The sequence below is a fragment of the Nonomuraea sp. NPDC003214 genome (genome assembly GCF_053590035.1).
Genome location: NZ_JBSFSX010000013.1, coordinates 141,531 through 166,393, shown reverse-complemented (window position 1 = coordinate 166,393; position 24,863 = coordinate 141,531). Strand labels below are relative to the sequence as shown.

Genomic DNA, 24,863 nt, shown 5'->3' with positions numbered 1-24,863 from the left:
CACGACCTGCACAGGACCCGCACACAGGCTGCGCGGCGCCCGCAAACCCGTCTGCTTTGATGACGCCGTGCCCGAGGGGACAAGGAGCCGAACCGTCATGCGTCATCCCACAGAACACCCGCCCCGGCGCGCCGTCCGGGCCGTCCTGCGCAGCCCCGTGGCCGCCGCGCTCGCCGTCGCCGTCGTCCTGGCGGGCGCGGGCACGGCCGCCGCCAACGACTGGGTGCCGATCTTCCGGACCGAGCGGATCGAGCCGGTCGGCGTCGGCGCCGCCGACCTCGTCGCCCTGCCCGACCTGAGCGCGTACGGCGACGTCGTCGTGACCGGCGGCGACGGGCCGCGCGAGGTCCCGGACGCGGCGGCCGCCAAGGCGCGCACCGGGCTCGACGTGCCCGTGGTGCGCACGCTGCCGCGCGGCGTCGCCGGCGAGCCCGTCCACCAGGTCGTGGACGAGATGACCGCGACGTTCACGTTCTCCGCGGACCGGGCCGGCAAGGCCGCCGCCGAGGCCGGGCAGCCGCTGCCGCCGCCCCCGCCGGGGCTGAACGGGCAGCGGGTGCGCCTGGTCGCCGGGCCCGGCGTGGCCGGGATCTGGTCGCAGCCCGCCGGGGTGCCCGCCCTCGTCGTCGGCCGCGCCGTCGCGCCCCGCGCGCTGTCGTCCGGCGTCCCGTACGCGAGCGTGCGCGACTACCTGCTGACGCTGCCCGGCCTGCCGGACGAGGCCGCCGCGCTGCTGCGCGCGTTCGGCCCGGAGCGGGACACCCTGCCGCTGCCCGTGCCGGCCGGGCGGTTCACCACCTCCCGGGCGATCGTGCATGGGGTGCCGGCCACGGTGATCGCCACCCGCGACCGGACGCTGGCGGCCGTCGTGTGGGTGGACGGCGGCGTGGTGACCGCCGTGGCGGGCGCGCTGGACGCCGCCGAGGTGCTGGCGGTCGCCCGGGACCTCCGATGACCGGAGGCACGCCGCCGAGCCCGCCCGCCGTGCGGTGCTCGGGCCTGCGCAGGCGCTACGGCAGGCGGCCCGCCGTCGAGGACGTGTCGCTGGAGGTGGGCCGCGGCGAGGTGGTCGGGCTGCTCGGCCCGAACGGCGCCGGCAAGTCCACGGTGATCAAGATGCTGCTCGGCCTGGTCCGCCCCGACGCGGGCGAGGCGGCGCTGCTCGGCCGGCCCGCGGGCGATCCCGCCTCCCGCGCCCGCGTCGGCTACCTGCCGGAGCTCTTCCGCTACCAGCCCTGGCTGAGCGCGGCCGAGGTGCTGGCCCTCCATGTCAGGCTGGCGGGCGTCACCGTGCCCGCGCCGGAGCGGCACGAGTGCCTGTCCCTCGTCGGGCTGGGCGAGCGCGCCGCCGACCGCGTGGGCGGCTTCTCCAAGGGCATGCAGCAGCGGCTCGGCCTGGCGGTCGCCCTGGTGGCCCGGCCCGAGCTGGTGATCCTGGACGAGCCGACCAGCGCGCTGGACCCGCTCGGCCGCGCCGACGTGCGCGACATCGTCCTGTCGCTGAAGGCGCGCGGCGTCGCCGTGCTGCTCAACTCGCACCTCATCGGCGAGGTCGAACGGGTCTGCGACCGCGTCGTCATCCTCGACCGGGGCCGGGTCGCCGCGTCCGGGACCCTCGGCGAGCTGCTCGGGCGGCGCGAGCTCCGGCTGCGCCTGACGGACCTCTCCCCCGAGGCGCGGGCGCGGCTGGCCGCGACCGGGGACGTGCGGCGGGACGGCGACGGGTTCACCGTGGCGCTGCCGGCCGGCGACGACGAGGCGGCCGTCCCCGAGCTGGTGCGCGACCTGGTCGCGCTCGGCGTGCGCGTGCACGCGGTCGAGCCGGCGCGCGTCAGCCTGGAGGAGCGCCTGCTCGGCATCCTGCGGGCCGGTCAGGAGGACGCCGCATGACGGTCCTCACCGTCGCCGCGCTCACCCTGCGCGAGGCCTCCCGGCGGCGCGCGCTGCTGGCCGTCGTCGTGCTCACGGCCGCGCTGCTCCTGCTGAGCGGCTGGGGGTTCTCCCGGCTCGCGGCGGAGAGCGGCCTCGGCACGCTCACCAGCGGCCAGGCCAGGCTGGCGGCCTCCCAGCTGCTCAACCTGGTGATGTTCGGCCTCAGCCTGATCGCGGCGCTCGGCACCGCCTTCCTCGCCGGGCCCACGCTGTCGGGCGAGACCGAGTCGGGCATCGCGCTCGCGGTGCTGGCCCGGCCGGTCCGCCGCTCGGCGGTGCTGCTGGGCAAGTGGCTGGGGCTGGCCGCGTTCGGCAGCGGCTTCATCGTGCTCGCCGGGCTGGCGCAGTGCCTCGTCGTCCTGGCGACGGTCGGCTACTGGCCGCCGCGACCGGCGACCGCCCTGGCGCTGCTCGCCGGGCAGACGGTCGTGCTGCTCACGCTGGGCCTGCTGCTGGCCACGGTCGTCTCGCCGATGGCCTCCGGCGTCGTCGCGGTGGGGCTGTTCGGTGCCACCTGGGTCGCCGGGGTGGTGGGCGGCATCGGCCAGGCGCTCGGCAACGACGGCGTCGCGCGCGTCGGCGCCGTCTCGCGGATGCTGCTGCCCACCGACGGGCTGTGGCGCGGCGCCATGCACGCCTTGCAGGACCCGGTCGTCCTGGCGCGGTTCGGCGCCGAGTTCGACGGCTTCCCGTTCCTGGGCGAGGCGCCGCTCTCGGCCGCCTACCTCGGGTGGGCGGCGGCGTGGGTGGCGATGATGTGGGCGCTCACCGCGGTGTCCTTCCAACACAGGGATCTGTGACTGGTACGGGCCTTCGCCCCGCTTCACGATCGGACGGTGGAGATCCTCCCGTACGTGCTCGCGGCCGGAGGCCTCACCGTGGTCGTCATCGGCTTCCTCGGCCTGACCGAGCGGCTGCCCCGCAACGGCGACGGCCGCCCGTCCCGCTAGCCGGGGCCGGGCATGCGCAGCGCGATCATGGCGACGTCGTCCTGGCCGGAGACCGGCATGCGGCTCAGCACCTCGTCGCAGAACTGCTCCAGCGGCGCCCGCGCCAGCTCGCCCGCGTGCTCGCTCAGCCGGGCCAGCCCGTCGTCGAGGTTCTCCCCCGGCCGCTCCACCAGGCCGTCGGTGTAGAGGAGCAGCGTCGCCCCCGGGGGCAGCGGCTCGCGCGCCGAGACGTACTCGCGGGGGTAGGGCACGCCGAGCAGGGGATTGGCCCCCGCCGTCAGGAAACGCCCCTCACCCGCGTACGTGACCAGCAGCGGCGGCGGGTGCCCGGCGACCGCGTAGTTGAGCCGGTGGCCGCCGTCGTGCGGCTCGATCCTGGCCAGCACGCAGGTCGCCGTCTCGTCGCCGTACAGCGTCTCGGTCGCCATGTTGAGCCGGGACAGGATCTCCCCCGGCGGCTCGCGCCGGTCGACCACCATGCCGCGCAGCATGTTGCGGAGCTGGCCCATCGCCACGGCGGCCCGCAGGTCGTGCCCGGCCACGTCGCCGATGGCGAGCACGGTCGCGCCGTCCGGCAGCACGAACGAGTCGTACCAGTCGCCGCCCACCTCGGCGGCGGCCAGGCTGGGCCGGTAGCGGGCGGTGATCAGCAGGCCGGGCACGCGCGGCGGGTCCGCGAGCAGGCTGTGCTGCAGGGCGAAGGCGATCTGGCGGGTCCGCTGGAAGTGCATGACGTTCTGCAGCGCGTCGTGGGCCTGCTCGAAGATCTGCCGCAGCAGGTCGATCCCGGCCCGGCCGATCGGCGGGCGGTCGCCGCAGGTCGCCGCGGTGACCACGGCGGCGACCGTGCCGTTGACCGACACCGGCAGGATCGCCAGGCTGTTGGCGCGGCTCAGCTCCAGCCAGGTCCGGGTACCCGCCGGGCCCAGGTCGGGCGGGGGCGAGCCCGGCGGGAACGTCTCCAGGAACGGCCTGGCCAGGCGCACCGCGCGCACGAACCGCGCGTCGGACGGCAGCCGCTGGGCGCTGAAGCGCGGCATGCGCGGCAGCCCGGGGCCCGCCGCCGTCGCCACCCGCTCGACGACCAGCGTCGTCTCCCCCGCCAGCCCCTCCGCCAGATCGGTCACCAGGTGGACGCCGCAGCCGTCGGCGAGCTCGGGCACGATGACGTCGGCCAGGGCGCCGAGCATCTCCTCCACGGACGTGCGGTTGGCCATCGCCTCGGCGGCCCGGCTCAGCAGGCGCAGGCGGCGCTGCGCCTGCCACTGCTCCTCGATGTCCGTGCAGCTCCCCACCCACTCGATCACCCGGCCGTCCTGCTTGATCGGCACGGCGCGGACCTGGAAGTGCCGGTAGCCGCCCTCCGTGGTGCGCAGCCGGTAGGTGTGCTCCCACCGGTCGGGCACCCGCTCCAGCGCGCGCTGCCACGACTGCGCCGCCTCGGCCCGGTCGTCGGGGTGCAGGGCGTGCAGCCAGCCCTCGCCGCGGAACTCCTCCCACGGCTGCCCGGTCACCCGCTCCCAGCCGGGGCTCGGCTCGCTCACGCCGCCCTGGGGGCCGGTCACCCAGATGATCTGCGCGCTGACTCGTACCAGGCTCTCGTAGCGGCGCAGGATGCGGCGGCGCTCGTCGGCGATGTGCTGGATCTCGCGGGCGGAGCCGACCTGGTCCGTCACCTCCAGGCACATCACCAGGACGCCGCGCCGGTCGGCGAGCGGCCGGTCGTCGAACGTCGTCTGGGACAGGCTGAACGTGAAGAACCGCTCCTGCCCGCTCTCGGTCACCAGGGTCGGATCGCCCGGCATGTCCGTGACGACGATCGGCTCACCGGTGTCGAAGACCTGGTCGAACAGCAGGAAGTAGTCCTTCCTGACGAGGTCGGAGAACGCCTCCCGGATCGGCACGCCGAGCGGGCGCTCGCCGAACAGCGACCGGTAGCCGCGGTTGGTGTAGAGCAGCCGGTGGTCGTGGCCGAGGGTGACGGCGATCCCGACGGGCGCGGGCTCCAGCACCTCGAAGGTCAGCCCGCTGACGCCGTCGCCACCGCGCTCCCCGGCACCGCTCATGATGACTCCTCCCGATGACGCGCGCGAGCAGGACGTCATCACATGCTGGGCGGCGGACGGTCAGCACGAGCCGCGTGACACGCGTGACCGTACGAAGGAGTTCACCAGTCCTGGTCAAAGGCATGCCAACCGTGCGTCGCCGTCCGGCGCATATTCGTTGGCGTGGCGGCTCGGGCGCGGGCTAGCGTTGCTGCCGCGATCCGCCCACACGTGACAGACCCGTACCTGACAGACCCTTACCTGACAGATTGGAGACGCGGGATGACCTCTCAGCTCGTCGCGCTCAGCTTCGACGCCCACGATCCCGTCCGGCTCGCCCGGTTCTGGGCCGGAGTCCTGGGCTGGGAGTCGGCCGACGATCCCCGCGAGGGCATCACGCTCCTGCCGGCCGACGACACCGGGTTCCGGCTGCGGTTCCTCCCGTCCCAGGAGGACAAGCTCGTCCAGAACCGGATGCACTTCGACCTCACCAGCAGTTCGCTGGAGAACCAGCGTGAGACCGTGGCCCGCGCGCTCGAACTGGGCGGCCGGCACATCGACATCGGGCAGAGCCCCGACGATCCGCACGTCGTCCTCGCCGACCCCGAGGGCAACGAGTTCTGCGTCATCGAGCCGGGCAACAAGTTCCTCGCCGACTGCGGGTTCATCGGCGCGCTCTCCTGCGACGGCTCGCAGCAGGTCGGCTACTTCTGGAGCGAGGCGCTCGGCTGGCCGCTGGTCTGGGACCAGGACGAGGAGACCGCGATCCGCTCGCCGCACGGCGGCCCCAAGATCGCCTGGGGCGGCCCGCCGGTGGCGGCGAAGCAGGGCAAGGCCCGGCTGCACTTCGACATCACGCCCGCGGACGGCGACCAGCGGGCCGAGGTCGACCGCCTCCTCTCGCTCGGCGCGCAGCGGATCGACCTCGGCCAGGGCGACGTTCCCTGGGTGGTCATGGCCGACCCCGACGGCAACGAGTTCTGCGTGCTGCCTGCCGGCTGACCCCGCCGGTGGAGCGCGCTCCTCAGCGGCCGGTCATCCAGCGCGAGGGGCGGGAGGGGCTGGGCGGCTCGGTCCCGCTCGCGCTGCTGACCGGCTTGATGCTCTGGCCGCCGGGCTCTGGCTCAGCCGCCCGCGGCCGGGAGCACGGCGACGGCCTCCACCTCGACGAGCTGGTCGTCGTAACCGAGCACGGTCACGCCGAGCAGGGTGCTGGGCACGTCGTGCTCGCCCATGTACTCCCGATAGACCTCCCAGGCGGCGACCAGGTCGGCCTGCCGGGAGGAGGCCACGTACACGGTGGTCTTGGCGACGTCCGTCAGTGACGCGCCGACCTCCTCCAGCGAGATCACGAGGTTGCGCATCACCTGGTGCGTCTGGGCGACGTAGTCGCCGGCCGCGACGGTGTCACCGTTGAGGTCGAGGGGGCACGCGCCGGCCACCCAGATGTTGCGCGCCGGCGCGTCGGCGACGGCGGCGTAGGCGTAGTCCACCTGCTGCGTGAGCCGGGGATTGCGGACCAATCTGACACTGCTCATGACATGCTCCTCATGGTTGTTGCCGGGGCCAGCTCGGTGAACGGCCCAGGTGTGCGACGATCTCGTCCAGCGTCGTCCCGCCCTCCCAGGCGAGCGCCGGCGCGAAGGGCGCCCGTGGCGCGCGGCGGGCGTCGCCGTCGGGCACGGCCTTGGCCACGGCCAGCGCGGCCTCCAGCAGGCCGGGCGGGAACTCGACCCCGGCGCCCAGCGCCTTGGCGAGGTCCCAGGAGTGGACGACGTAGTCGATGAAGTGGAAGCCGATCGCCTGCCTGCCGGGGAAGACCGCCCCGCTGCCGAACTCGGGCAGCGGGAAGTCGCGCTCCGGCACGCCGTCGACGGCGAAAGCCGCCAGCACGTGCTCGGCCGAGGCCCGGTAGCCCGCCGCCGGGTCGGCGCCGAGCGGGCGCGTCTCCCAGCAGGCCAGGCCGCCGTCGCCCCTGGACGCGGCGGCGAACCCGTAGTGCTGGGCCGCCATGTGGGCGAGCAGGTCGTGGACCGTCCATCCGGCGCAGGGCGTCGGGCGTGACAGGTCCGGCTGCCGCACCCTGGCGGCCAGCTCCACGCTGACCCGGACCGCCTGGGCGTCGAGCGCGACGATCGGTTCCCCATTTGTAGGCATTGGCTTATGATCTGCGCATGCTTATCATCTGTCAAAAGGTTTTCGCGGGCGCGTCATGAGCCGACGTGACCTGGCCGAGATGCTGCATCCGCTCCTGCAGGCGCTCATCGCCGCCGAACGGCCCGTGCTGGCGGAGCACGGGGTGACCATGTGGGGCTACGCCGTCCTCGGCGCGCTCCACGACGGCTCGGTGCGCACCCAGGCGGCGCTGGCCGAGGCGATCGGCGCCGACAAGACCCGCATCATCGGCACCCTCGACCGGCTCCAGGCCGCCGGGCTCATCACCCGCGAGCCCGATCCGCGCGACCGCCGCGCCCGCATCCTGGCGATCACCGACGAAGGCCAGCGGCTGTGCGGCTCGATCCGTGCCCGGATCCAGGAGGCCGAGGACCGCCTGCTCGCCCACCTGCCCGAGGCCGACCGCGAGACCTTCCTGCGTGCCCTGCACACGCTCCACCGGCTGGTCCGGGAGGCGGGGGTCACGCTCTGACGGGGCCGCCCAGGGCGCGGACGGCCTGCTCGAAGCGCCGCGCCTCGGCCGGGTCCACGGTGAGGGCGTCGGGCCTGCCCTTCTTCCAGGCCGTGAGCGGCGCCGCCGGCGGCTGTTCGATGAGCGCGGCGATCGGCGGCACGGCCTTGCTCACGGACTGCGCGAACACGGCCGAACCCGCCCGCACGAGCGCGCGCAACGGCTGCCGGAAGGGCGTGTGCAGGCTCGTCGCGACGAACACCGGGTTGTAGAGCACGTACCGGATGCCGGCGGACCCGTAGGCCGCCCCCAGCAGCTCACTCGCGCGGGCGCCCTGCATGGTCGCGGTGAAGCCCCGGTAGCCGTTCCTGAGCTGGAGGTCGTCCCAGTGGATCCGGCCGCCCTGCCCGGCGCCGCACAGGTTGACGATCACCGGTCGCGGCGCCCGCTCCAGCGGGCCGCGCAGCCCTTCGGCCATCAGCCAGCGGTTGATCACGTACAGGGCGAAGGTGTGCTCGAAGCCCTCCTCCGTCTCGACGCGCGCCGGGTTGAACCGGAACGCGGCGAGCACCAGGGCGTCGACGACGGGGTGTTCGGCGGCGACCCGTGCCACCAGGTCGCGGGTCCGGCTCACCGAGCTGAGATCGCACCTGACGAACCGGGCTCCCGGCGCCTCCTGGCGCAGGCGGCGGCCGCCTTCCTCGCTGCTGCCCACGGCCACGACGCGGTCGCCGCGTCCGGCGTGGTGGCGGGCGAGCGCGAGGCCGATGCCGCTCGTGCCGCCGGTGATCACGATGGTGCGGGACATAAGTTGAGGTCCTCCTCAAGTTGAGATGGCCCTCAAGTTAGCTAAGCTTGCGGACATGCGCAAGGACGCCGTGCACAACCGCGAACGCCTCCTGGAGGCGGCCCGGCGGCTGTTCGCCGACCGCGGGCTCGACGTGCCGCTCGAGGAGATCGCCCGCACGGCCGGGGTGAGCATCGGGACGCTCTACAACCGCTTCCCCACCCGCGACGCCCTGGTGGAGGCCGTGTTCGCCGACCGGGTCGCCCGGGTGGGCGAGCTGGCCGAACGGGCGCTCGCGGCCGGCGACGCCTGGGAGGGGTTCACCGCGTTCCTGACCGGCGTGTGCGAGCTCCAGGCCGCCGACCTCGGCTACAACGACCTCGCCGCGCGGACCGCGACGGCCGGCGACCGCGGCCCCGCGCTGATGGAAGAGATCCTCGACCGCGCCCGGCGGTCCGGCGACCTGCGCGACGACGTCACGCTCACCGACCTGGCCTTCGTGATCTGGGGCGTCGCGGCGACCGTCAAGGCCACGCACGACGTCGCGCCGGGAGCCTGGCGGCGGCACCTGGCGCTCTCGCTCGACGGCCTGCGCGCCGCCGCCGCCCGGCCGCTGCCCGCCCCTCCCCTGTCCGCCGAGCAGGCCCGCGCGGCGATGCGCGCGTGCTGAGCGCATCGGTCAGGAATGGAGAAGCGCCCCGCCCCTCTCCCGCCCTAGCGTGACGTGCATGGACATCACCATCTACGCAAGCTTCCTCCCGCACGACGACCCGGACGCCTCCCTGGCCTTCTACCGCGACGCCCTCGGCTTCGAGGTGCGCGGCGACGTGGGCGCCGAGGGGATGCGCTGGATCACCGTCGGCCCGCCCGGCCAGCCCGGCACGTGCATCGTGCTGGAGCCGCCCGTCACCGACCCGAACGTCAGCGAGGACGAGCAGCGCGCCATCGCCAGTCTCATGGACAAGGGCGTCTACGCCGGCATCACGCTGGCCACCCCCGACCTCGACGAGACGTTCAAGCGCGTCCAGGCCGCCGGCGCCGACGTCGTCCAGGAGCCGACCAGCCAGCCGTGGGGCGTGCGCGACTGCGCCTTCCGCGACCCGGCGGGCAACCTGGTCCGCATCAACGAAGCGCGGTGACCGGCGCGCCACGCACCTGAGACCGACGAATAACCTCGAAGCTGGTCGGATCACACCCCGGCGAGTGCGCGAAGGCGACCTCAGCGAGCCTGAGCAGAAACAGATGGAGAGAGCATGAGCACGGCCCCTGGCCAGGACGCGCAGTCGCCTGCGCGGCACGACGCCGACACGCACGACCTGATCCGCGTCCACGGCGCCCGCGTCAACAACCTCAAGGACGTCAGCGTCGAGATCCCGAAGCGCCGGCTGACGGTGTTCACCGGCGTTTCGGGCTCGGGCAAGAGCTCGCTGGTGTTCGGCACGATCGCCGCCGAGTCGCAGCGGCTGATCAACGAGACCTACAGCGCGTTCGTCCAGGGCTTCATGCCCTCGCTGGCCCGGCCCGAGGTCGACGTGCTCGACGGGCTGACCACCGCGATCATCGTGGACCAGCAGCGGATGGGCGCCGATCCGCGCTCCACCGTCGGCACCGCGACCGACGCCAACGCGATGCTGCGCATCCTGTTCAGCCGCCTCGGGCAGCCGCGCATCGGCTCCCCCCAGGCGTTCTCGTTCAACGTCCCCACCGTCCGGGCCAGCGGCGCGATCACCGTCGAACGCGGCGCGCGCAAGACGGAGAAGGCGACGTTCACCCGCATCGGCGGCATGTGCACCCGGTGCGAGGGCCGGGGCACGGTCTCCGACATCGACCTCACCCAGCTCTACGACGACTCCAAGTCGATCTCCGAAGGCGCGTTCACCATCCCCGGCTGGAAGTCCGACAGCTTCTGGACCGTCCGCGTCTACGCCGAGTCCGGGTTCGTCGACCCCGACAAGCCGATCCGCGACTACACCAAGAAGGAACTGCAGGACTTCCTCTACAAGGAGCCGACCAAGGTCAAGGTCGACGACGTCAACCTCACGTACGAGGGCCTGATCCCCAAGATCCAGAAGTCGTTCCTGTCCAAGGACCGCGAAGGCATGCAGCCGCACATCCGGGCGTTCGTCGACCGGGCGGTCACCTTCACCACCTGTCCCGAGTGCGACGGCACCCGGCTCGGCGAGGAGGCCCGCTCCTCGCGCATCGCCGGGATCAACATCGCCGACGCCTGCGCCATGCAGATCAGCGACCTGGCCGAGTGGATCCGCGGCCTCGACGAGCCGTCGGTCGCGCCGCTGCTCGCCAAGCTGCTGCACACCCTGGAGTCGTTCGTCGAGATCGGGCTCGGCTACCTCTCGCTCGACCGGCCCGCGGGCACGCTGTCGGGCGGCGAGGCGCAGCGCACCAAGATGATCCGCCACCTCGGCTCCGCGCTCACCGACGTCACCTACGTCTTCGACGAGCCCACCATCGGCCTGCACCCGCACGACATCCAGCGGATGAACAACCTGCTCAAGCGGCTGCGCGACAAGGGCAACACCGTCCTGGTCGTCGAGCACAAGCCGGAGACGATCGCCATCGCCGACCACGTCGTCGACCTCGGCCCCGGCGCCGGCACGGACGGCGGCAGCATCTGCTACGAAGGCACCTACGAGGGCCTGCGGGCCGGCGGCACCATCACCGGCCGCCACCTCGACGACCGCGCCCGGCTCAAGGACACGGTACGCGAGCCGACCGGCAAGCTGGAGATCCGCGGTGCCAACCGGCACAACCTGCGCGACGTCGACGTGGACATCCCGCTCGGCGTGCTCTGCGTCGTCACCGGCGTCGCCGGATCCGGCAAGAGCTCGCTGATCCACGGATCGATCCCGGCCAGGGCGGGCGTCGTCTCCGTCGACCAGAGCGCGATCAAGGGCTCGCGGCGCAGCAATCCGGCGACCTACACCGGGCTGCTCGAACCGATCCGCAAGGCGTTCGCCAAGGCCAACGGCGTCAAGCCGGCGCTGTTCAGCGCCAACTCCGAGGGCGCCTGCCCCACCTGCAACGGCGCCGGGGTCGTCTACACCGACCTGGGGATGATGGCCGGCGTCGCCACCACCTGCGAGGACTGCGAAGGGAAGCGGTTCCAGCCTGCGGTGCTCGAATACCGCTTCGGCGGGCGCGACATCAGCGAGGTGCTCGCCATGCCGGTGACCGAGGCCGCCGAGTTCTTCGGCTCCGGCGAGGCCCGCACCCCGGCCGCGCACGCCATCCTCGGCCGCCTCGCCGACGTCGGGCTCGGCTACCTCAGCCTCGGCCAGCCGCTCACCACGCTGTCCGGCGGCGAGCGGCAGCGGCTCAAGCTCGCCACCCACATGGCCGACAAGGGCGGCGTCTACGTCCTCGACGAGCCGACCACCGGACTGCACCTCGCCGACGTCGAGCAACTGCTCGGCCTGCTCGACCGGCTCGTCGACGCCGGCAAGTCGGTCATCGTCATCGAGCACCACCAGGCGGTCATGGCGCACGCGGACTGGATCATCGACCTCGGCCCCGGCGCCGGGCACGACGGCGGCCGGGTCGTCTTCGAGGGCACGCCCGCCGACCTCGTCGCCGCCCGCTCCACCCTCACCGGCGAGCACCTGGCCGACTACGTGGGCGCGTAGCGACCGGCCGGTCAGCGGCGGCGTCGGTTAGCGTACGTGTCGTGGAGTCCTTCATCCGGTCGTGGGCGGCGTTGCGCGCCGCGGTCGCAGAGCTCACCGACGACGATTTCGCGCGGCCGTCCGGCTGCGCCGGCTGGCTGGTGCGTGACCTGGTGTGCCACCTGGTCATCGACGCCCAGGACGTGCTGATCACGCTCGTGACCCCCGCCGACGCGGAGCCTACCCGCGACGCGGTGACCTACTGGGAGGTCAGCCGGACGCCGCCGACCGGTGACGACCCGCTCGACGCGCTGATCGTCCGGCTCGCCGCCGCGTACGAGGAGCCCCGGCTGCTCAAGTTCCACCTCGACGACGTCGGCTCGGCCGCCGGGCGCGCCGCCGCCCTCGCCGACCCGGGCCTGCGGGTGAGCACCCGTGACGTGGTGCTCACCGCGGGCGACTACCTCACCGCCTACGTCCTGGAGTGGACGCTGCACCACCTCGACCTGGTCGCGCACCTGCCCGGCGCGGCCGGGCCGCCCGCCGAAGGGGCGGCCCGGTCCAGGGCGATGCTGGAGCGGATCGCCGGCGCCGCGTTCCCCGCGTCGTTCTCCGACGCCGACGCGCTGCTGGTCGGCACCGGACGGCGCGCGCCCACCCGCGCGGAGGCGGCGGAGCTGGGCGAGCTGGCGGCCAGGCTGCCGTTCGTGATCGGCTGAACCACCCCGGGGCGGTTCAGCACTCACCGCCCCAGTACATGTTCCTGATCGTCGCGCCCACGGCCCCGTCACGCAGGTCGAGCTTGTAGCCGCTGCCGGGGTAGAAGTGCAGGCACTTCGGATACCACTTCGAGCCGCCCTGGTGCCGGTACTCGAAGTACACGTGGTCGGCGCCGTCCTCCTGGCGGCCGTTGTTGACGATCACCCAGAACGACTTGCCGTCCGGAACGTTCCCGGCGGTCTGGTAATAGAGGTAGTCCGGGGTCTGGTTGCCGTTGTACAGGCACACGTTGCCCGGCTTGCAGCCCCAGACGGTGGTGTCGCCGGCCGAGGCCGGGGGCGCCATCAGCGCCAGCGCGAGGGTCGCGGCGGCGGACAGCGCGATCACGGTGCTCTTCCTGGTCATGAGCGGTCCTTTCCGTTAGGCGGCGGGGCTTTCCTGACCAGGGACGTTACGCCCGGCCGCTTTCGACGCGCTTTCGCCGCCTCCGCCGGGGCCCTCGCCCGCGGGCCGTTCGTGGCGCACGATGGCACCACAGCCGAAAGCCACCGAGAGTCCGGAGGACTTCCTTGAGCACACCACCGGTGCCGTTCGATCCGGAGCTGGGCGCAGCCCTGGCCGTGCTGGCCGAGTACGTGTCGCCGTCGATCACCCTGGACACGCTCGGCGCCCTGCGAGCGGCCCGCGAGGTCATCCCGTCGCAGACCGACGAGGAGCTGTCCCGGGGCGGCGCGCTAGTCGTCGGCCGGCACACGGCCCCCGGCCCGCACGGCGACGTGCCGCTGCTGGTGTGCCGCCCGGCGGGTGCGGCCACGCCGCTTCCGGCGATCTACTACACGCACGGCGGCGGCATGATGTTCGGCGACGCCCGCACCGGGCTCGACGACCTGCTCGACTGGGCGCTGGAGCTGGGCCTGGTGGTGGTGTCCGTGGAGTACAGGCTCGCCCCCGAGCATCCGCATCCCGTGCCGGTGGACGACTGCTATGCGGGCCTGGCGTGGACCGCCGAGCACGCCGCCGAGCTGGGCGCCGATCCGGCGCGCCTCGTCGTGGGCGGGCCCAGCGCGGGCGGCGGGCTGGCGGCGGCGCTGGCCCTGTTGGCCCGCGACCGGGGCGGCCCGGCCCTGATCGGCCAGTTGCTCATGTGCCCGATGCTCGACGACCGCAACGACACGCCGTCGGCGGCGCAGATGGCGGGCCTGGGCATCTGGGACCGCACCTCGAACGAGACCGGCTGGACGGCCCTGCTCGGCGACGCGCGCGGCGGGCCGGACGTGTCCCCGTACGCGGCCCCGGCGCGGGCCGGCGACCTGTCCGGGCTGCCGCCCGCGTTCGTCGACGTCGGCTCGGCCGAGACGTTCCGCGACGAGGACGTCGCCTACGCCACCCGGCTCTGGCAGGCGGGCGGGCAGGCGGAGCTGCACGTGTGGCCGGGCGCCTTCCACGGGTTCGACCTGATGGCGCCGCAGGCGGTGCTGTCACAGGAGGCGAGGGCGGCCCGGCTGCGCTGGCTGCGGCGGCTGCTGGCCTGAGCGCAAGAATCCGCCGGCGGCTCCGACCACCTCCGAGACGAAGCTGTCAGAGGAGGACGAATGTCGCAGTTGCTGAAGGTGCAGTGCTTCAACGTGTCGAGGGACGGGTTCGGCGCCGGGGAGGGGCAGAGCCTGGAGCGGCCGTTCGGCCACGCCGATCCCGGCCCGATGTGGTCCTGGGCGGGCGCCACCGCGAGCTGGGTGAACCGGACCGACCCGGGCGGCACGCGCGGCCTGGACGACTACCTGACCCGCGACTGGGGCAACAACATGGGCGCGGAGATCATGGGCAGAAACAAGTTCGGCCCGCAGCGGGGCCCGTGGGAGAACCACGACTGGCAGGGGTGGTGGGGTGACCGGCCGCCGTTCCGCACGCCGGTCTTCGTTCTCACCCATCACGTACGGCCGTCGTTCACGCTGGCCGACACCACGTTCCACTTCCTCGACGCGAGCCCGGCCGAGGCGCTGGAGCGGGCCAGGCGGGCGGCCGGCGGCCGGGACGTGCGCCTGGGCGGCGGGGTGGCCACAATCCGCGAGTTCCTGGCGGCCGACCTGGTCGACACGCTGCACATCGCCGTCGCGCCGGTCGAGCTCGGGCGGGGCGAGCGGCTGTGGGAGAGCCACACCGAGCTGCTCGACCGCTTCCACCTCGACACGGTGCCGAGCCCGAGCGGTATGACTCACCTGCTGTTCTGGAGGCGCTGATCGGCGGCGCGGGAGCGGAAGGTGCGGCGGTAGGCGTCCGGGGCCACGCCCACCGCGCGGTTGAAGTTGCGGCGCAGCGTGGTGGCGGTGCCCATGCCGGTGGCCGCCGCGATGGCGTCCATGCTCTCGCCGGTGGTCTCCAGCAGCTCCTGGGCGCGCCGGATCCGCTGCGTCAGCAGCCACTGCAGCGGCGTGGTGCCGGTGACCGACCTGAAGTGGCGGCCCAGGGTGCGCGAGCTCATCCGCGCCTGGCGGGCCAGGTCCTCGACGGTCAGCGGCTGGTCGAGCCGTTCCATCACCCAGGGGAACAGGCCGGTGAGCGGGTGGTCGCCCGGCTCCGGCACCGGCGTGGTGACGAACTGGGCCTGGCCGCCGTCCCGGTGCGGCGGCACGACCAGCCGCCGGGCGACCACGTTGGCCACCGAGGAGCCCCGGTCGAGGCGTACCAGGTGCAGGCACAGGTCCATGGCTGCGGCCTTCCCGGCTGAGGTGAGCACGCTGCCGTTGTCCACGTACAGGACGTCGGGGTCCACCGTCACCTTGGGGTAGCGGGACGCCAGGACCTCGGTGTGCGCCCAGTGGGTGGTGGCGCGCCGCCCGTCGAGCAGCCCGGCGGCGGCCAGCACGAACACGCCCGTGCACAGCGAGACCACGCGCGCGCCCGCCTCGTGCGCGGCGCGCACCGCGTCGACCAGGTCGGCGGGCGGGTCCACGTCGACGTCGGCCCAGCCCGGGACGATCACGGTGTGGGCGCGCGGGAGGTGGCCGAGGCCGTGGTCGGGCTCCAGCAGGAACCGGCCGGCGCGCACCGGGGCCGGCCCGCACACGGCCAGGTCGTACCAGGGCTCGACGCCGGCCGGGGCGAACCCGAACACCTCGTAGGCGAGGGACAGCTCGAAGTGCAGCATGCCGTCGGTGACGGCCAGCGCAACAGTGGTCATGTCCGGAATTGTATGGGCAATGGCGTTCCAGACACTCGTGCGGGCCGCCCGTGATCGGAAGGATGAACGCAACAGATCGACGCGAGTTCGGGGAGCACCCATGCAATCATCAGCGCACACGGTGGCGGTTTTCGGCGCGTACGGGCACACCGGGCGTTTCGTCGTGGCGCGGTTGCGGGAGCGCGGGTTCGTCCCGCTGCTGACCGGGCGCGACTCCGCCAGGCTCAAGGAGCTGGCCCACGAGACGGGGCTGGAGTTCCGCACGGCGTCGGTCGACGACCCCGGCGCGCTCGACCACGCGCTGGCCGGGGCGGCGGCCGTGGTCAACGCCGCCGGGCCGTTCGCCACGACGGCGGCCCCCGTGATCGAGGCGGCGCTGCGCGCGGGCATCCCGTACGTGGACGTGGCGGCCGAGATCGAGGCCAACGCCGACACGTTCGCGCACTTCGGCGACCGGGCCCGGGCGGCGGGCGCGGTGATCGTCCCCGCGATGGCCTTCTACGGCGGCCTGGGCGACCTGCTGGCCACGGCCGCGATGGGCGACTGGACGTCGGCCGACGAGGCGCACATCGCGTACGGGCTGAGCGGCTGGCACCCGACCGCCGGGACGCGGGCGGCGGGCGTGGTCTCCCGGCAGCGGCGGGACGGGCAGCGGGTCCGCTTCGCCAACGGCCGGCTGGAGTACCGCCACGACGACCCGCCGCTCCTGGAGTGGCCCTTCCCCGCGCCACTGGGGCCCCGGCCGGTCGTGGGCGAGTTCTCGATGGCCGACATCGTCACCGTGCCGAGCCACCTGTCCATCCCCGAGGTGCGCACGTACATGACGGTCGAGGCGGCCAGGGAGGTCGTCGCGCCCGACACGCCGACGCCGGCCCCGGCCGACGAGCTGGGACGGTCGGAGCAGACGTTCCTCGTGGAGGTCGTCGTGCGCTCCGGCGGCGCCGAGCGGCGGGCCGTGGCGCGAGGGCGCGACATCTACGCCTTCACCGCGCCGCTCGTGGTCGAGGCGGTCGACCGCCTGCTCACGGGACGGACCAGGGCGACCGGCGTCGTCTCCGCCGGTGAGGTCTTCGACGCGCCGGACTTCCTCCGCGCGCTGTCCGCCGACCTCACCGTGGAGCTGGAGTCCTAGGCGCCGGGCTCGGGCGGGAGCCGGCGGGCCCGCGTGGCCTCGCGGACCACGGCCCAGGCGTCCGCGACCGGGCCCAGGTGGGCGAGCTTGTCGGGGTTCAGCACCGTACGGATCGTCTGGATCTGCCCGTCGAGGATGTCGAGCGACCAGATGTTGACGATCCGGCCGTCGCGGTCGCGGAAGATCGCGCCCGGCCGCCCGTTTACCTCGCGCGGCTCCACGGAGCCGCCGATCCGGGCGAACGGCGGCACGATCGAGGCCAGCGTGCGGGCCACGTTCGCGGCGCCGAACACGCCCTCGCCCCACAGCGGGGCCTTGCCGCCGCTGTCGGCGACCAGCTGGACGTCGGCGGCCAGCAGCTCGCGCAGCCCGGCGACGTCACCTTCGGCGAAGGCGTCGAAGAAGCGCCCGGCCAGCTCCTCCCGCTCGCGCCGGCCCGCCTCGAAGCGGGCGCGTCCCGCGTCCATGTGGCGGCGGGCCCGCACGGCGAGCTGGCGGCAGGCCGCCTCCGACCTGCCGACCGCCGCCGCGACCTCGCCGAAGCCGAACCCGAACACCTCACGCAGCACGAACACGGCCCGCTCCAGCGGGCTCAGCCGTTCGAGCAGCAGCAGGGCCGCCATCGACACCGAATCGGCCAGCTCGGCCGCCCGCTGCGGATCGTCGTACGGATCGGTGAGCAGCGGCTCGGGGAACCACGTGCCGACGTACTCCTCCCGCCGGACGCGGGCCGAGCGCAGCACGTCGATCGCGATGCGGGTCACCACCGCCGACAGGAACGCCTTGGCCGACGCGGGCGGCGTCGTGATCGCCTCGTAGCGCAGCCAGGTCTCCTGTACGGCGTCCTCGGCGTCGCTCACGCTGCCCAGGATGCGGTAGGCGATCGAGAACAGCAGCGGCCGCAACTCCTCGAACTCCTCGGCCCTGCTCATGCGGGCTCCTTCCCGTCGTCGCGCCTGCTTCCGGTACCTGAGACGAGACAGCCCGCCGTTCTGTGACATCGGCCCGCATGTCACAGAACGCCGGGCTGTCTCGTCTCGGGGCGGACACACCGTACGGACGACAAGGGGTTGATCATGAACGAGCGGAAGGTCGCGCTGGTCACCGGCGCCAACAAGGGCATCGGCCGGGCCGCCGCCGCCCAACTGGCGGCGCTGGGCATGACGGTGCTGGTCGGCGCCAGGGACGCGCGGCGCGGCGAGGAGGCCGCGGCGGCCCTGCGCGCCGCCGGCGGGGACGCGCACGCCGTCACCCTGGACGTCACCGACCCGGCCACGGCACGGGCCGCCGCCCGGCTGGCCGAGGAGCGTTTCGGCCGCCTGGACGTGCTCGTCAACAACGCCGGCATCACCGGGTCCGGGCAGGTCGCGCCGCAGGACGCGCTCGACCAGCTCCCCAGCGTCGTCGACGTGGACATGGTGCGGGCGGTCTTCGAGACGAACGTGTTCGGGGTGATCACGGTGACCAACGCCATGCTGCCGCTGCTGCGCCGCGCCCCCGCGCCGCGCATCGTCAACGTCAGCAGCGGGGCCGCGTCGCTGACCATCGCCGCCACCCCGGGCGGGCCGCTGGCGGCGCTGCCCGCCTCGGCCGCCTACACGCCGTCGAAGGCCGCGCTCAACGCGCTGACCGTCCAGTACGCCAACGAGCTGCGCGAGGACGGCATCCTCGTCAACGCCGCCGACCCCGGCTACGTCGACACCGACATCAACGACCACCACGGCTTCCGCACGCCCGACGAGGGCGCGGCCGTCCTCGTGCGGCTGGCGACGCTCGGCGACGACGGGCCGAGCGGCGGCTTCTTCAACGACAGCGGCCCGGTCCCGTGGTGACGCCCCCGGCGCCCGGGCGGTCCGTCATGGGAGCGGGCGGGCGCTGAGCCGGCAGTCGCGGGGCCGCTCGGGGCGTTCGCCGGTCCAGCCCGCCTCGGGGGCCCATGCCTGGTAGGTCATGAACGTCCCCTTGGCGAGCCCGTCCGTGCTCTCGTCCGCGATCGCGGCGTGCTCCGCCAGAACGGCGCCGGTCCGGGGGTCGAGGATGGTGGTGTACCGCTGCGCCACCTCGTCGTCGGCGCCGAACTCGGCGGTGAAGCCCTCGCTGTCCCTGAAGGTGACCGCGAGTCCCGGACGTCCCAGCGGGTCGGTGATCGTGCCGCGCACCCGGGTCGTCGGCAGTCCGGCGAGCAGCCGCAGGGCGGCCGCCCTGACCGAGGGCTTCACCGGGAGCTCCAGCAGGGCGGTGGAGGTGGCGAGGAACTTCTCGAAGCTGTAGCCGGGCTCCTTGGCCCGCCGGATCTTCCAGTAGGCCCGCAGTTTCTCCCGGAGCTGTCCGGCGTCGCCGGGCAGCGCCGCGAGGTCGGCCAGCGTGAGCTCACCGATCCGGGAGTCGCCGAGCACGCCGCCCGGCTCGACCGCGCGCGTGTAGACGCACTGCGTGGGCTTGGACCGCAGCCGGAGCTTCGCGCAGTCTCCCGCCCGGGTGCCCCGCGTGCACACGCGCTGGACCGTGCCCGGGGAGCCCGCCGCCCGCCACGCCCGCTCGTCCGCCTCGGTGGCGGGGCGGACGAACTGCTGCCACTGCTCCGCCTGTACGGGGTCGCGGAGGTCGCGCGGCTGCCAGAGGTCGATCCGTGACGAGAACAGCACGTTGAACGCCTGATTGCCCGCCCGGACCCGGATCAGCGTGTCGTTGAGCAGTGGCCGCCGCCAGTAGGCGCCGCGCTCGTCCGGCAGCTTCGCGACCCGGTCCGCGAGCTGGAGCAGGGCGCTGTTGCCGCCTTCGGGCACGAGCACAGGTGCGGGAGCGGGGGTCATGTTCGACACCAGCGTGACGACGGCCAGGACGACGGCGATCGTCGTCGCGGCGGCTCCCAGGGTCCATCCCCAGGCCGGGCCGCGCCGGCGGGCTCCTGCCGGCGGTCCCTGCTCGCGCCGGGCGGCGGCGAGCCGGAGTCGGGCCCTCTCGACCACCTCGGGCGAGGGCGGCGGGGCGTCGGGCAGCGCCCGCGCCAGGAGGCTCAGCTCATCCATGGGTCTCCTCCAGCGGGTTGACGTCGCCGAGCGCCTTGCGGAGCTGCTTGCGGGCGCGGTGGAGCCGGGAGGCGACCGTCCCGGCCGGGATGCCGAGGGCGGCGGCGACCTCGGCGTGGCTGAGGTCGCACAGCGCGCTCAGCAGCAGGACGTCGCGGTCGCCCCGGTTGAGCCCGGCCAGCGCCCCCGCCAGCCTGCCGGTCAGCCGGTCCGCGGTCACGCGGGTCAGCACCGCGTCCTCGGGATCGTGCTCGGCGCGCTCGGCCGTCCGGCTGAGCGCCTTCCACTTGCGGATCTCGGTGCGGCGATGCCGGGCGATGAGGTGGGTGGCGATGCCGTACAGCCAGGGGCGCACCCCGCCGCGCGCGGCGTCGTAGCCGCCCCGGCAGGCCGCCAGGAACACCTCGGCGGCCAGGTCGTCAGCCACGTCGTCGGACAGCCGCCTGGCGATGTAGCGGTGGATCTCGGTGAAGTGCGCGGTGAAGACCTGCTCGAAGTCCACCTGCAGATCGGGTGGGTCGGCCAGGTCGGGTGGAACAGCCATGCGGGCGTCTCCGCGGGGTCGGTGAACGATGGTCGCCCCTTCTTGCCCGAAGCGCCCTGCCGCTTTCACGGGCCGTCGCCGTGGGCGGGTGACCTGGCCGGCTCCGTCAGGCGTTGAGGATGAGGTCGGCGGCGCGGGAGCGCACCTGGGCGGGGGTGCGGCCGTCGTGCTCGGCGGCCAGGAAGTGCTGGCCGATGGTCAGGCAGAAGGCGAGCAGGCTGCGCGCCTCGACCTCGTCGGGGTCGGCGCAGAAGGTGCCGATCTGTTCGCGCAGCAGGTCCATGCGCCGGTTGTCCACGTGCCGCAGGCGTGCGGCGACGGCCTCGTCACGCCGGGCCCAGTGCCGCACCGCCAGGTCGATCGGCAGCAGCCGCTCGGAGAGCGTCAGCTGCCCGGCCAGCCGGACCTTGGTACGGGCGTCGCCTCCCGCGCGTTCGACCCGGTCGAGAACCTCGTCGATGCTCTCCCGCTCCCAGGTGTCGAGCATGGCCTCCAGCAGGGCGTTGCGGTCGGTGAAGTAGCCGTAGAAGCCGCCCTTGGTCACCCCCAGCGCCTTGGCCAGCGTCTCGACCCGGACGGCGTCCACCCCGGACGCGGCCAGCACCCGCAGCCCCTCCTCGATCCACTTCTCCCGCGGTGTACGCAACGAGCCCATCTGTGGCCTACCTCACCTCTCGCCTGGTTGTACGGTGCCGTATAACAGGTCTAACCTTACGTTATACGGCACCGTATAACGGAGAGAGGAAACCCGTCATGTCATTCGGTTTCGTCGCGTTCCACTACCCCGCCCCCGAGCACCTCGAGGCGTTCGTCAAGGAGTGCCACCAGGTCGCCGAGATGTCGCGGAGCCAGCCGGGCTTCGTGTCCGTCGGGGTCTGGGTCACCCCGGACGGAGACGCCGTCGTCACCACCGGCGAGTTCGAGTCCGAGGAGGCGTTCCAGGCGGCGGCCCGGATCGGCCGCGAGATCGGCGCCACGCCCGACGGCATCAGCGACCTCGAGGTCCGGCCCCGCGAGGTCACCTTCCTGGTGTCGCGGTGACGGGGCGGCCGACATGTCCATGAGGCTCCCCGTCACCGAGCACACCTCGCGGCCGTGGCGCATCCACGAGATCGCCCCGGACTTCCGCATCGAGGACGTGTGGGCCTTCCGCACGCCCGGCGCCGGCCCCGACGACTTCCCCGCGATGCTGGCCGCGCTGCGTGCCCGCACCGCGCCGCAATATCAGTCCTGGCCGGTCCGGTTCCTGTTCGCGGTCCGGTGGAAGCTCGGCGCGCTGTTCGGCTGGGACGAGCCCGGCGCCGGACTCGGCGGGCGGGTCGGCTCCCTGCTCGACCGCCTGCCCGCCGACCTGCGCCGCTCCCCCGGCGTGAACGACCCCAACATCCCGTTCACACCGCTGTACGCGATCGCCGAGGAATCCGCCCAGGAACTGGCCAACAAGACCGTCCACACCGTCTGCCACCTGGGCTGGGTGCCCACCGCCGACGGCGAGTACGAACTGCGCATGGCGGCCCTGGTCAAGCCCAACGGCCTGTTCGGCAGGGCGTACATGGCCCTCATCAAGCCGTTCCGCTACCTCGTCGTCTACCCGGCCATGACCCGCCGATGGGAGCAGGCCTGGCGTGACCGCGCCGAGCTCACGTACGGGCGGGTTCGCTGACGCCGAACCACCGCCGCAGGGCCGCCCGGAGCGCCTCGACCTCCGCGGGGCCGGGCCGGGGAGACGCGGACGCCCAGGCCACGTAGCAGTCCGGCCGCAGGAGCAGGGCCGTCGGCGCGGGAGCCTCGGCGCGGGCCGTGACGACGTCGACCTGGTCGTGGCCGAGAGCCCGCGCCAGTGAGGCGTCGTCGGTCAGGTCGAGCAGCAGGGGCCGCGCGCTCCTGGTGAGCTCGGCCAGGCGGACCGGTCCGGCGGGGGTGCGCAGGTCCAGGTCCGGGGCGAAGCGGCCGGTCAGCGGGTGCGCCTCGGCGCCGCCCGGGTCGTAGCGGACGTCGGCGCCCGCGGTGAGCTCGGCCAGGCGGCGCACGGCGCCGGGGTCGCGGAGCAGTTCGGCGAACACCTCGCGCAGGCCGGTGACATCGCTGCCGGGGGCGATCAGGGCCGCCTGCGCCTGCGCGTTCAGCACCATGCGCCGGGCGGCCGCGCGCCGCTCCGGCTCGTAGGTGTCCAGCAGTCCGGGCGGGGCGCTCCCCCGGATCTCGGCGGCGAGCTTCCAGCCGAGGTTGACCGCGTCCTGCAGGCCGAGGTTGAGCCCGGGACCGCCCCCGGTGGCGGCGTACACGTGGGCGGCGTCACCGATCAGGAACACCCGGCCGTCGGCGAACCGCTCGGCCACCCGGGTGTTGCCGCCGGTCAGCCGGCGCAGCGCGTGCGGCCCCGGGCCGCTGGGCGGGCCGAGCGGCACCTCGGCGCCGAGGACCCGGCGGACGCTCGCCCGCAGCTCCTCCAGGCTCATCGCGGCGGCGGTCGCCGGCTGGTCCCATTCGGTGGTGCTGACCAGCGGCGGGTGGCCGGGCATCGGCGCGTAGGAGAACCCGCCGCGCTCGGTGCGGTGGGGCATGAACGGCGCGACGGCGCCGTAGCCGGGCACGTGCAGCGCGCCGGTCGCGGGATCGACCCAGTCCGCCGGGACCGTCGCGTGCGCCGAGCGCACGGTCATGCGGTCGTAGGTGACGCCGGGGAACCCGATGCCGGCGAGCTTGCGCGTGGCGCTGTGCGCTCCGTCCGCCCCGACCAGGTAGCGGGCCCGCACCTGGTACGTGCCGTCCGGGCCCGCAACGTCGGCGGTGACCGCGTCCCCGTCCTGCGCCAGTCCGGTGAGCTCGTGGCCGCGCCGGATCTCCACGCCGAGCTCGATGGCGCGCTCCTCCAGGACCTGCTCGATGCGCCGCTGCGGCACCGGCAGGGTGTGGACGGGGCTGTGCTCCAGCAGGCTCAGGTCCAGGCCCAGCGCGCCGAACATGAAGTAGGCGGAGTTCGGCCGCGGCGGTTCCGCGCTGCCGCTGAGGGGTTCGCACAATCCTCGGTGGTCGAGCATGCGGACGACCTGGCCGAGCAGCCCGTTCGCCTTCGGCTCGTCGCTCGGCTGCGGCAGCCGCTCCAGCACGAGCGGCCGGACGCCGCCCAGGCTCAGCTCGCAGGCCAGCATCAGCCCGTTCGGGCCGCCGCCGGCGATGACGACCTCGGTGATCAACGTGTGCTCCCGTGGTAGTGGCCGGCGAGGAACACGACCTCGGCGCCCTGCCGCCGGATCCGCTCCGCCCGCCCGGCGCAGTCGGCCAACAGCGACAGCGTCTCCCCGGGGGCCAGCTCCAGCCGCTCCGGGTCGCCGCCGATGACGCGGACCGCGGTGCGGTGCAGGTCGTCCCGGATGATGCCCAGCTCACGCCTGACCACGTCCGGGTCGAAGCGCTCGCGGGACAGCCCTCCGTTGCGTACGAACCCTGTGTCGTACGTGATGCCCTTGGCTCTCATGGCATGGGTCCTTCCGGTGGGATGGGACGCTCACGCTAGGCCAGAAAAGTGCGTGCACGCAAGTTTGCGTACGCGCATCGAAAGATGGGATGCTAGGCCCGTGACGACGAGACGGACGGGGCTGCGCGAGCAGAAGAAGCAGGCCACCCGGGACGCCCTGCGCACGGCCGCCCTGCGCTTGGCGCTCGAACGCGGACCGGACAACGTCCGCGTCGACGACATCGCCGAGGCCGCCGGGGTCTCCCCCAGGACGTACAACAACTACTTCTCCAGCCGCGAACAGGCGATCGTCGCCGCCGTCACCGGCGACCGGGAGGCGCGGGTGGCGGCGGCGGTGGCCGCCCGGCCCGACGGCGTCGGGCTCGCCGACGCCGTCATCGAGGCGGTCGTGGGCCAGTACACCGCCCCGGACGCCGCCGGCCGGGACGCGCTGCTGCTGATCACCACCCGTCCCGCGCTGCGCGAGGCGTTCGTCGAGGCCACCACCGCGATCGAGCACCCCCTCACCGACGCCATCGTCGCACGCGTCGGTGACGGCGGCGAGCATCAGCACACCGCGCGGGTGCTCGCCGCGAGCGTCGCCGCCGCGGTCCGCGTGGCGCTGGAGCGGTGGCTGAGCGCGGCCGTCTCGTCCGTCACGGCCGGTGGGCTGGTCGTGCCGTCCGGGTCGCTCCCGGACCTCCTCCGCGCCGCGCTCGCCCCCCTCGCCCCCGCCCTGGACGCCGCCGACCGCGCCCGAGGCGGTGGGATCCGTGACGCCGGCGACCGCGCCCGAGGCGGTGGGACCCGTGAGGGCGGGCCCGCCGGCCGGGCCTGAGC

General features: G+C 73.8%; 28 protein-coding genes. 16 read left to right on the top strand and 12 right to left on the bottom strand.

Features of this window, described 5'->3' with window-relative positions; all coding sequences use genetic code 11:
• Positions 1-97: 97 nt before the first annotated feature.
• Genes ACWDXC_RS35335 through ACWDXC_RS35325 form a run of 3 tightly spaced genes read left to right on the top strand, consistent with a single transcriptional unit; the run spans position 98 to position 2,732 of the window.
• Positions 98-955 carry a hypothetical protein gene (locus ACWDXC_RS35335; protein WP_449989506.1) on the top strand — a complete coding sequence of 286 codons (858 nt, stop codon included), beginning with the start codon at positions 98-100 and terminating at the stop codon, positions 953-955.
• Positions 952-1,890, top strand: coding sequence for an ABC transporter ATP-binding protein (locus tag ACWDXC_RS35330; RefSeq protein ID WP_449989503.1), 939 nt, complete (start codon positions 952-954; stop codon positions 1,888-1,890). Before ACWDXC_RS35335 ends, ACWDXC_RS35330 begins: the two co-directional genes overlap by 4 nt.
• A complete protein-coding gene (locus ACWDXC_RS35325; protein ID WP_449989500.1) occupies positions 1,887-2,732 on the top strand; it encodes an ABC transporter permease subunit in 846 nt (281 codons plus the stop codon). The genes ACWDXC_RS35330 and ACWDXC_RS35325 overlap by 4 nt, the downstream gene beginning before the upstream one ends.
• A 146-nt stretch (positions 2,733-2,878) precedes the next feature.
• Here ACWDXC_RS35325 and ACWDXC_RS35320 read toward each other — a convergent pair whose 3' ends face one another.
• A complete protein-coding gene (locus tag ACWDXC_RS35320) occupies positions 2,879-4,948 on the bottom strand; it encodes a SpoIIE family protein phosphatase (RefSeq protein ID WP_449989497.1) in 2,070 nt (689 codons plus the stop codon).
• Between the two features lie 261 nt (positions 4,949-5,209).
• Between ACWDXC_RS35320 and ACWDXC_RS35315 the strand changes: the two genes are divergently transcribed.
• Positions 5,210-5,929: a VOC family protein gene (locus tag ACWDXC_RS35315; protein WP_449989494.1), complete on the top strand. Its 720-nt coding sequence runs from the start codon at positions 5,210-5,212 to the stop codon at positions 5,927-5,929.
• A 122-nt stretch (positions 5,930-6,051) separates the two neighbouring features.
• On the opposite strand, the gene ACWDXC_RS35310 is transcribed toward ACWDXC_RS35315, so the two are convergent.
• Positions 6,052-6,465 (bottom strand): RidA family protein, encoded by a 414-nt coding sequence (locus ACWDXC_RS35310; RefSeq protein WP_449989491.1) that lies wholly within the window; start codon positions 6,463-6,465, stop codon positions 6,052-6,054.
• Positions 6,466-6,475: 10 nt separating this feature from the next.
• A complete protein-coding gene (locus ACWDXC_RS35305; RefSeq protein ID WP_449989488.1) occupies positions 6,476-7,084 on the bottom strand; it encodes a TIGR03086 family metal-binding protein in 609 nt (202 codons plus the stop codon).
• Positions 7,085-7,139: 55 nt separating this feature from the next.
• On the opposite strand from ACWDXC_RS35305, the gene ACWDXC_RS35300 reads away from it, so the two are divergent.
• Positions 7,140-7,574 carry a MarR family winged helix-turn-helix transcriptional regulator gene (locus ACWDXC_RS35300; protein ID WP_449989485.1) on the top strand — a complete coding sequence of 145 codons (435 nt, stop codon included), beginning with the start codon at positions 7,140-7,142 and terminating at the stop codon, positions 7,572-7,574.
• Here ACWDXC_RS35300 and ACWDXC_RS35295 read toward each other — a convergent pair.
• Positions 7,564-8,361 carry an SDR family NAD(P)-dependent oxidoreductase gene (locus ACWDXC_RS35295; RefSeq protein ID WP_449989483.1) on the bottom strand — a complete coding sequence of 266 codons (798 nt, stop codon included), beginning with the start codon at positions 8,359-8,361 and terminating at the stop codon, positions 7,564-7,566. The genes ACWDXC_RS35300 and ACWDXC_RS35295 overlap by 11 nt on opposite strands.
• Positions 8,362-8,416: 55 nt before the next feature.
• On the opposite strand from ACWDXC_RS35295, the gene ACWDXC_RS35290 reads away from it, so the two are divergent.
• The 4 genes from ACWDXC_RS35290 (at position 8,417) to ACWDXC_RS35275 (ending at position 12,682) form a co-directional block, all read left to right on the top strand.
• Positions 8,417-9,010 carry a TetR/AcrR family transcriptional regulator gene (locus tag ACWDXC_RS35290; RefSeq protein WP_449989480.1) on the top strand — a complete coding sequence of 198 codons (594 nt, stop codon included), beginning with the start codon at positions 8,417-8,419 and terminating at the stop codon, positions 9,008-9,010.
• A gap of 58 nt (positions 9,011-9,068) precedes the next feature.
• Entirely contained in the window at positions 9,069-9,479 is a 411-nt protein-coding gene (locus tag ACWDXC_RS35285; RefSeq protein WP_449989478.1) for a VOC family protein, read from the top strand.
• Positions 9,480-9,593: 114 nt separating this feature from the next.
• Positions 9,594-11,984, top strand: a complete 2,391-nt coding sequence (locus tag ACWDXC_RS35280; RefSeq protein ID WP_449989475.1) for an ATP-binding cassette domain-containing protein — start codon at positions 9,594-9,596, stop codon at positions 11,982-11,984.
• Between the two features lie 41 nt (positions 11,985-12,025).
• Positions 12,026-12,682 (top strand): maleylpyruvate isomerase N-terminal domain-containing protein, encoded by a 657-nt coding sequence (locus ACWDXC_RS35275; protein WP_364180106.1) that lies wholly within the window; start codon positions 12,026-12,028, stop codon positions 12,680-12,682.
• A 16-nt stretch (positions 12,683-12,698) separates the two neighbouring features.
• Here ACWDXC_RS35275 and ACWDXC_RS35270 read toward each other — a convergent pair whose 3' ends face one another.
• Entirely contained in the window at positions 12,699-13,088 is a 390-nt protein-coding gene (locus tag ACWDXC_RS35270; protein ID WP_449989472.1) for a hypothetical protein, read from the bottom strand.
• A 164-nt stretch (positions 13,089-13,252) separates the two neighbouring features.
• Between ACWDXC_RS35270 and ACWDXC_RS35265 the strand changes: the two genes are divergently transcribed.
• Positions 13,253-14,215 carry an alpha/beta hydrolase gene (locus tag ACWDXC_RS35265; protein WP_449989469.1) on the top strand — a complete coding sequence of 321 codons (963 nt, stop codon included), beginning with the start codon at positions 13,253-13,255 and terminating at the stop codon, positions 14,213-14,215.
• Between the two features lie 60 nt (positions 14,216-14,275).
• Complete coding sequence (locus ACWDXC_RS35260; RefSeq protein ID WP_449989467.1) at positions 14,276-14,920, top strand: dihydrofolate reductase family protein; 645 nt, start codon at positions 14,276-14,278, stop codon at positions 14,918-14,920.
• On the opposite strand, the gene ACWDXC_RS35255 is transcribed toward ACWDXC_RS35260, so the two are convergent.
• The gene (locus tag ACWDXC_RS35255; protein WP_449989464.1) at positions 14,896-15,861 is read right to left on the bottom strand and encodes a helix-turn-helix domain-containing protein; all 966 of its coding nucleotides are present in this window, start codon (positions 15,859-15,861) and stop codon (positions 14,896-14,898) included. The two genes, ACWDXC_RS35260 and ACWDXC_RS35255, sit on opposite strands and share 25 nt — an antisense overlap.
• A gap of 100 nt (positions 15,862-15,961) precedes the next feature.
• On the opposite strand from ACWDXC_RS35255, the gene ACWDXC_RS35250 reads away from it, so the two are divergent.
• Positions 15,962-16,993 carry a saccharopine dehydrogenase family protein gene (locus ACWDXC_RS35250; protein WP_449989461.1) on the top strand — a complete coding sequence of 344 codons (1,032 nt, stop codon included), beginning with the start codon at positions 15,962-15,964 and terminating at the stop codon, positions 16,991-16,993.
• Here ACWDXC_RS35250 and ACWDXC_RS35245 read toward each other — a convergent pair.
• On the bottom strand, positions 16,990-17,925 hold the full coding sequence (locus tag ACWDXC_RS35245; protein WP_449989459.1) for an RNA polymerase sigma-70 factor: 936 nt from the start codon (positions 17,923-17,925) through the stop codon (positions 16,990-16,992). The genes ACWDXC_RS35250 and ACWDXC_RS35245 overlap by 4 nt on opposite strands.
• Positions 17,926-18,069: 144 nt before the next feature.
• Here ACWDXC_RS35245 and ACWDXC_RS35240 point away from each other — a divergent pair, with 144 nt between their 5' ends.
• Positions 18,070-18,825 (top strand): SDR family NAD(P)-dependent oxidoreductase, encoded by a 756-nt coding sequence (locus tag ACWDXC_RS35240; protein ID WP_449989456.1) that lies wholly within the window; start codon positions 18,070-18,072, stop codon positions 18,823-18,825.
• 24 nt (positions 18,826-18,849) lie between these two features.
• Here the strand turns inward: ACWDXC_RS35240 and ACWDXC_RS35235 are convergent, their stop codons facing one another.
• The 3 genes from ACWDXC_RS35235 to ACWDXC_RS35225 all read right to left on the bottom strand — a co-directional run bounded on the left by ACWDXC_RS35235 (position 18,850) and on the right by ACWDXC_RS35225 (position 21,221).
• On the bottom strand, positions 18,850-20,022 hold the full coding sequence (locus tag ACWDXC_RS35235; RefSeq protein WP_449989454.1) for a CU044_5270 family protein: 1,173 nt from the start codon (positions 20,020-20,022) through the stop codon (positions 18,850-18,852).
• The gene (locus tag ACWDXC_RS35230; protein WP_449989451.1) at positions 20,015-20,566 is read right to left on the bottom strand and encodes an RNA polymerase sigma factor; all 552 of its coding nucleotides are present in this window, start codon (positions 20,564-20,566) and stop codon (positions 20,015-20,017) included. Before ACWDXC_RS35230 ends, ACWDXC_RS35235 begins: the two co-directional genes overlap by 8 nt.
• 106 nt (positions 20,567-20,672) lie before the next feature.
• Positions 20,673-21,221 carry a TetR/AcrR family transcriptional regulator gene (locus ACWDXC_RS35225; RefSeq protein ID WP_449989448.1) on the bottom strand — a complete coding sequence of 183 codons (549 nt, stop codon included), beginning with the start codon at positions 21,219-21,221 and terminating at the stop codon, positions 20,673-20,675.
• Positions 21,222-21,319: 98 nt separating this feature from the next.
• Between ACWDXC_RS35225 and ACWDXC_RS35220 the strand changes: the two genes are divergently transcribed.
• Positions 21,320-21,607 carry an antibiotic biosynthesis monooxygenase family protein gene (locus tag ACWDXC_RS35220; RefSeq protein ID WP_219507604.1) on the top strand — a complete coding sequence of 96 codons (288 nt, stop codon included), beginning with the start codon at positions 21,320-21,322 and terminating at the stop codon, positions 21,605-21,607.
• 13 nt (positions 21,608-21,620) lie between these two features.
• Positions 21,621-22,229, top strand: a complete 609-nt coding sequence (locus ACWDXC_RS35215; RefSeq protein WP_449989445.1) for a DUF2867 domain-containing protein — start codon at positions 21,621-21,623, stop codon at positions 22,227-22,229.
• Here the strand turns inward: ACWDXC_RS35215 and ACWDXC_RS35210 are convergent.
• On the bottom strand, positions 22,207-23,763 hold the full coding sequence (locus ACWDXC_RS35210; RefSeq protein WP_449989443.1) for an FAD-dependent monooxygenase: 1,557 nt from the start codon (positions 23,761-23,763) through the stop codon (positions 22,207-22,209). The genes ACWDXC_RS35215 and ACWDXC_RS35210 overlap by 23 nt on opposite strands.
• Entirely contained in the window at positions 23,760-24,044 is a 285-nt protein-coding gene (locus ACWDXC_RS35205; RefSeq protein ID WP_449989440.1) for a hypothetical protein, read from the bottom strand. The genes ACWDXC_RS35210 and ACWDXC_RS35205 overlap by 4 nt, the downstream gene beginning before the upstream one ends.
• A 100-nt stretch (positions 24,045-24,144) precedes the next feature.
• On the opposite strand from ACWDXC_RS35205, the gene ACWDXC_RS35200 reads away from it, so the two are divergent.
• The gene (locus tag ACWDXC_RS35200) at positions 24,145-24,861 is read left to right on the top strand and encodes a TetR/AcrR family transcriptional regulator (protein WP_449989437.1); all 717 of its coding nucleotides are present in this window, start codon (positions 24,145-24,147) and stop codon (positions 24,859-24,861) included.
• Positions 24,862-24,863: the final 2 nt, after the last annotated feature.

Coding starts and splice junctions, on each gene's coding strand:
- ACWDXC_RS35335 (WP_449989506.1), top strand. CDS start 98: ATGCGTCATCCCACAGAACACCCGCCCCGGCGCGCCGTCCGGGCCGTC.
- ACWDXC_RS35330 (WP_449989503.1), top strand. CDS start 952: ATGACCGGAGGCACGCCGCCGAGCCCGCCCGCCGTGCGGTGCTCGGGC.
- ACWDXC_RS35325 (WP_449989500.1), top strand. CDS start 1,887: ATGACGGTCCTCACCGTCGCCGCGCTCACCCTGCGCGAGGCCTCCCGG.
- ACWDXC_RS35320 (WP_449989497.1), bottom strand. CDS start 4,948: ATGAGCGGTGCCGGGGAGCGCGGTGGCGACGGCGTCAGCGGGCTGACC.
- ACWDXC_RS35315 (WP_449989494.1), top strand. CDS start 5,210: ATGACCTCTCAGCTCGTCGCGCTCAGCTTCGACGCCCACGATCCCGTC.
- ACWDXC_RS35310 (WP_449989491.1), bottom strand. CDS start 6,465: ATGAGCAGTGTCAGATTGGTCCGCAATCCCCGGCTCACGCAGCAGGTG.
- ACWDXC_RS35305 (WP_449989488.1), bottom strand. CDS start 7,084: ATGCCTACAAATGGGGAACCGATCGTCGCGCTCGACGCCCAGGCGGTC.
- ACWDXC_RS35300 (WP_449989485.1), top strand. CDS start 7,140: ATGAGCCGACGTGACCTGGCCGAGATGCTGCATCCGCTCCTGCAGGCG.
- ACWDXC_RS35295 (WP_449989483.1), bottom strand. CDS start 8,361: ATGTCCCGCACCATCGTGATCACCGGCGGCACGAGCGGCATCGGCCTC.
- ACWDXC_RS35290 (WP_449989480.1), top strand. CDS start 8,417: ATGCGCAAGGACGCCGTGCACAACCGCGAACGCCTCCTGGAGGCGGCC.
- ACWDXC_RS35285 (WP_449989478.1), top strand. CDS start 9,069: ATGGACATCACCATCTACGCAAGCTTCCTCCCGCACGACGACCCGGAC.
- ACWDXC_RS35280 (WP_449989475.1), top strand. CDS start 9,594: ATGAGCACGGCCCCTGGCCAGGACGCGCAGTCGCCTGCGCGGCACGAC.
- ACWDXC_RS35270 (WP_449989472.1), bottom strand. CDS start 13,088: ATGACCAGGAAGAGCACCGTGATCGCGCTGTCCGCCGCCGCGACCCTC.
- ACWDXC_RS35260 (WP_449989467.1), top strand. CDS start 14,276: ATGTCGCAGTTGCTGAAGGTGCAGTGCTTCAACGTGTCGAGGGACGGG.
- ACWDXC_RS35255 (WP_449989464.1), bottom strand. CDS start 15,861: ATGACCACTGTTGCGCTGGCCGTCACCGACGGCATGCTGCACTTCGAG.
- ACWDXC_RS35250 (WP_449989461.1), top strand. CDS start 15,962: ATGCAATCATCAGCGCACACGGTGGCGGTTTTCGGCGCGTACGGGCAC.
- ACWDXC_RS35245 (WP_449989459.1), bottom strand. CDS start 17,925: ATGAGCAGGGCCGAGGAGTTCGAGGAGTTGCGGCCGCTGCTGTTCTCG.
- ACWDXC_RS35240 (WP_449989456.1), top strand. CDS start 18,070: ATGAACGAGCGGAAGGTCGCGCTGGTCACCGGCGCCAACAAGGGCATC.
- ACWDXC_RS35235 (WP_449989454.1), bottom strand. CDS start 20,022: ATGGATGAGCTGAGCCTCCTGGCGCGGGCGCTGCCCGACGCCCCGCCG.
- ACWDXC_RS35230 (WP_449989451.1), bottom strand. CDS start 20,566: ATGGCTGTTCCACCCGACCTGGCCGACCCACCCGATCTGCAGGTGGAC.
- ACWDXC_RS35225 (WP_449989448.1), bottom strand. CDS start 21,221: ATGGGCTCGTTGCGTACACCGCGGGAGAAGTGGATCGAGGAGGGGCTG.
- ACWDXC_RS35220 (WP_219507604.1), top strand. CDS start 21,320: ATGTCATTCGGTTTCGTCGCGTTCCACTACCCCGCCCCCGAGCACCTC.
- ACWDXC_RS35215 (WP_449989445.1), top strand. CDS start 21,621: ATGTCCATGAGGCTCCCCGTCACCGAGCACACCTCGCGGCCGTGGCGC.
- ACWDXC_RS35205 (WP_449989440.1), bottom strand. CDS start 24,044: ATGAGAGCCAAGGGCATCACGTACGACACAGGGTTCGTACGCAACGGA.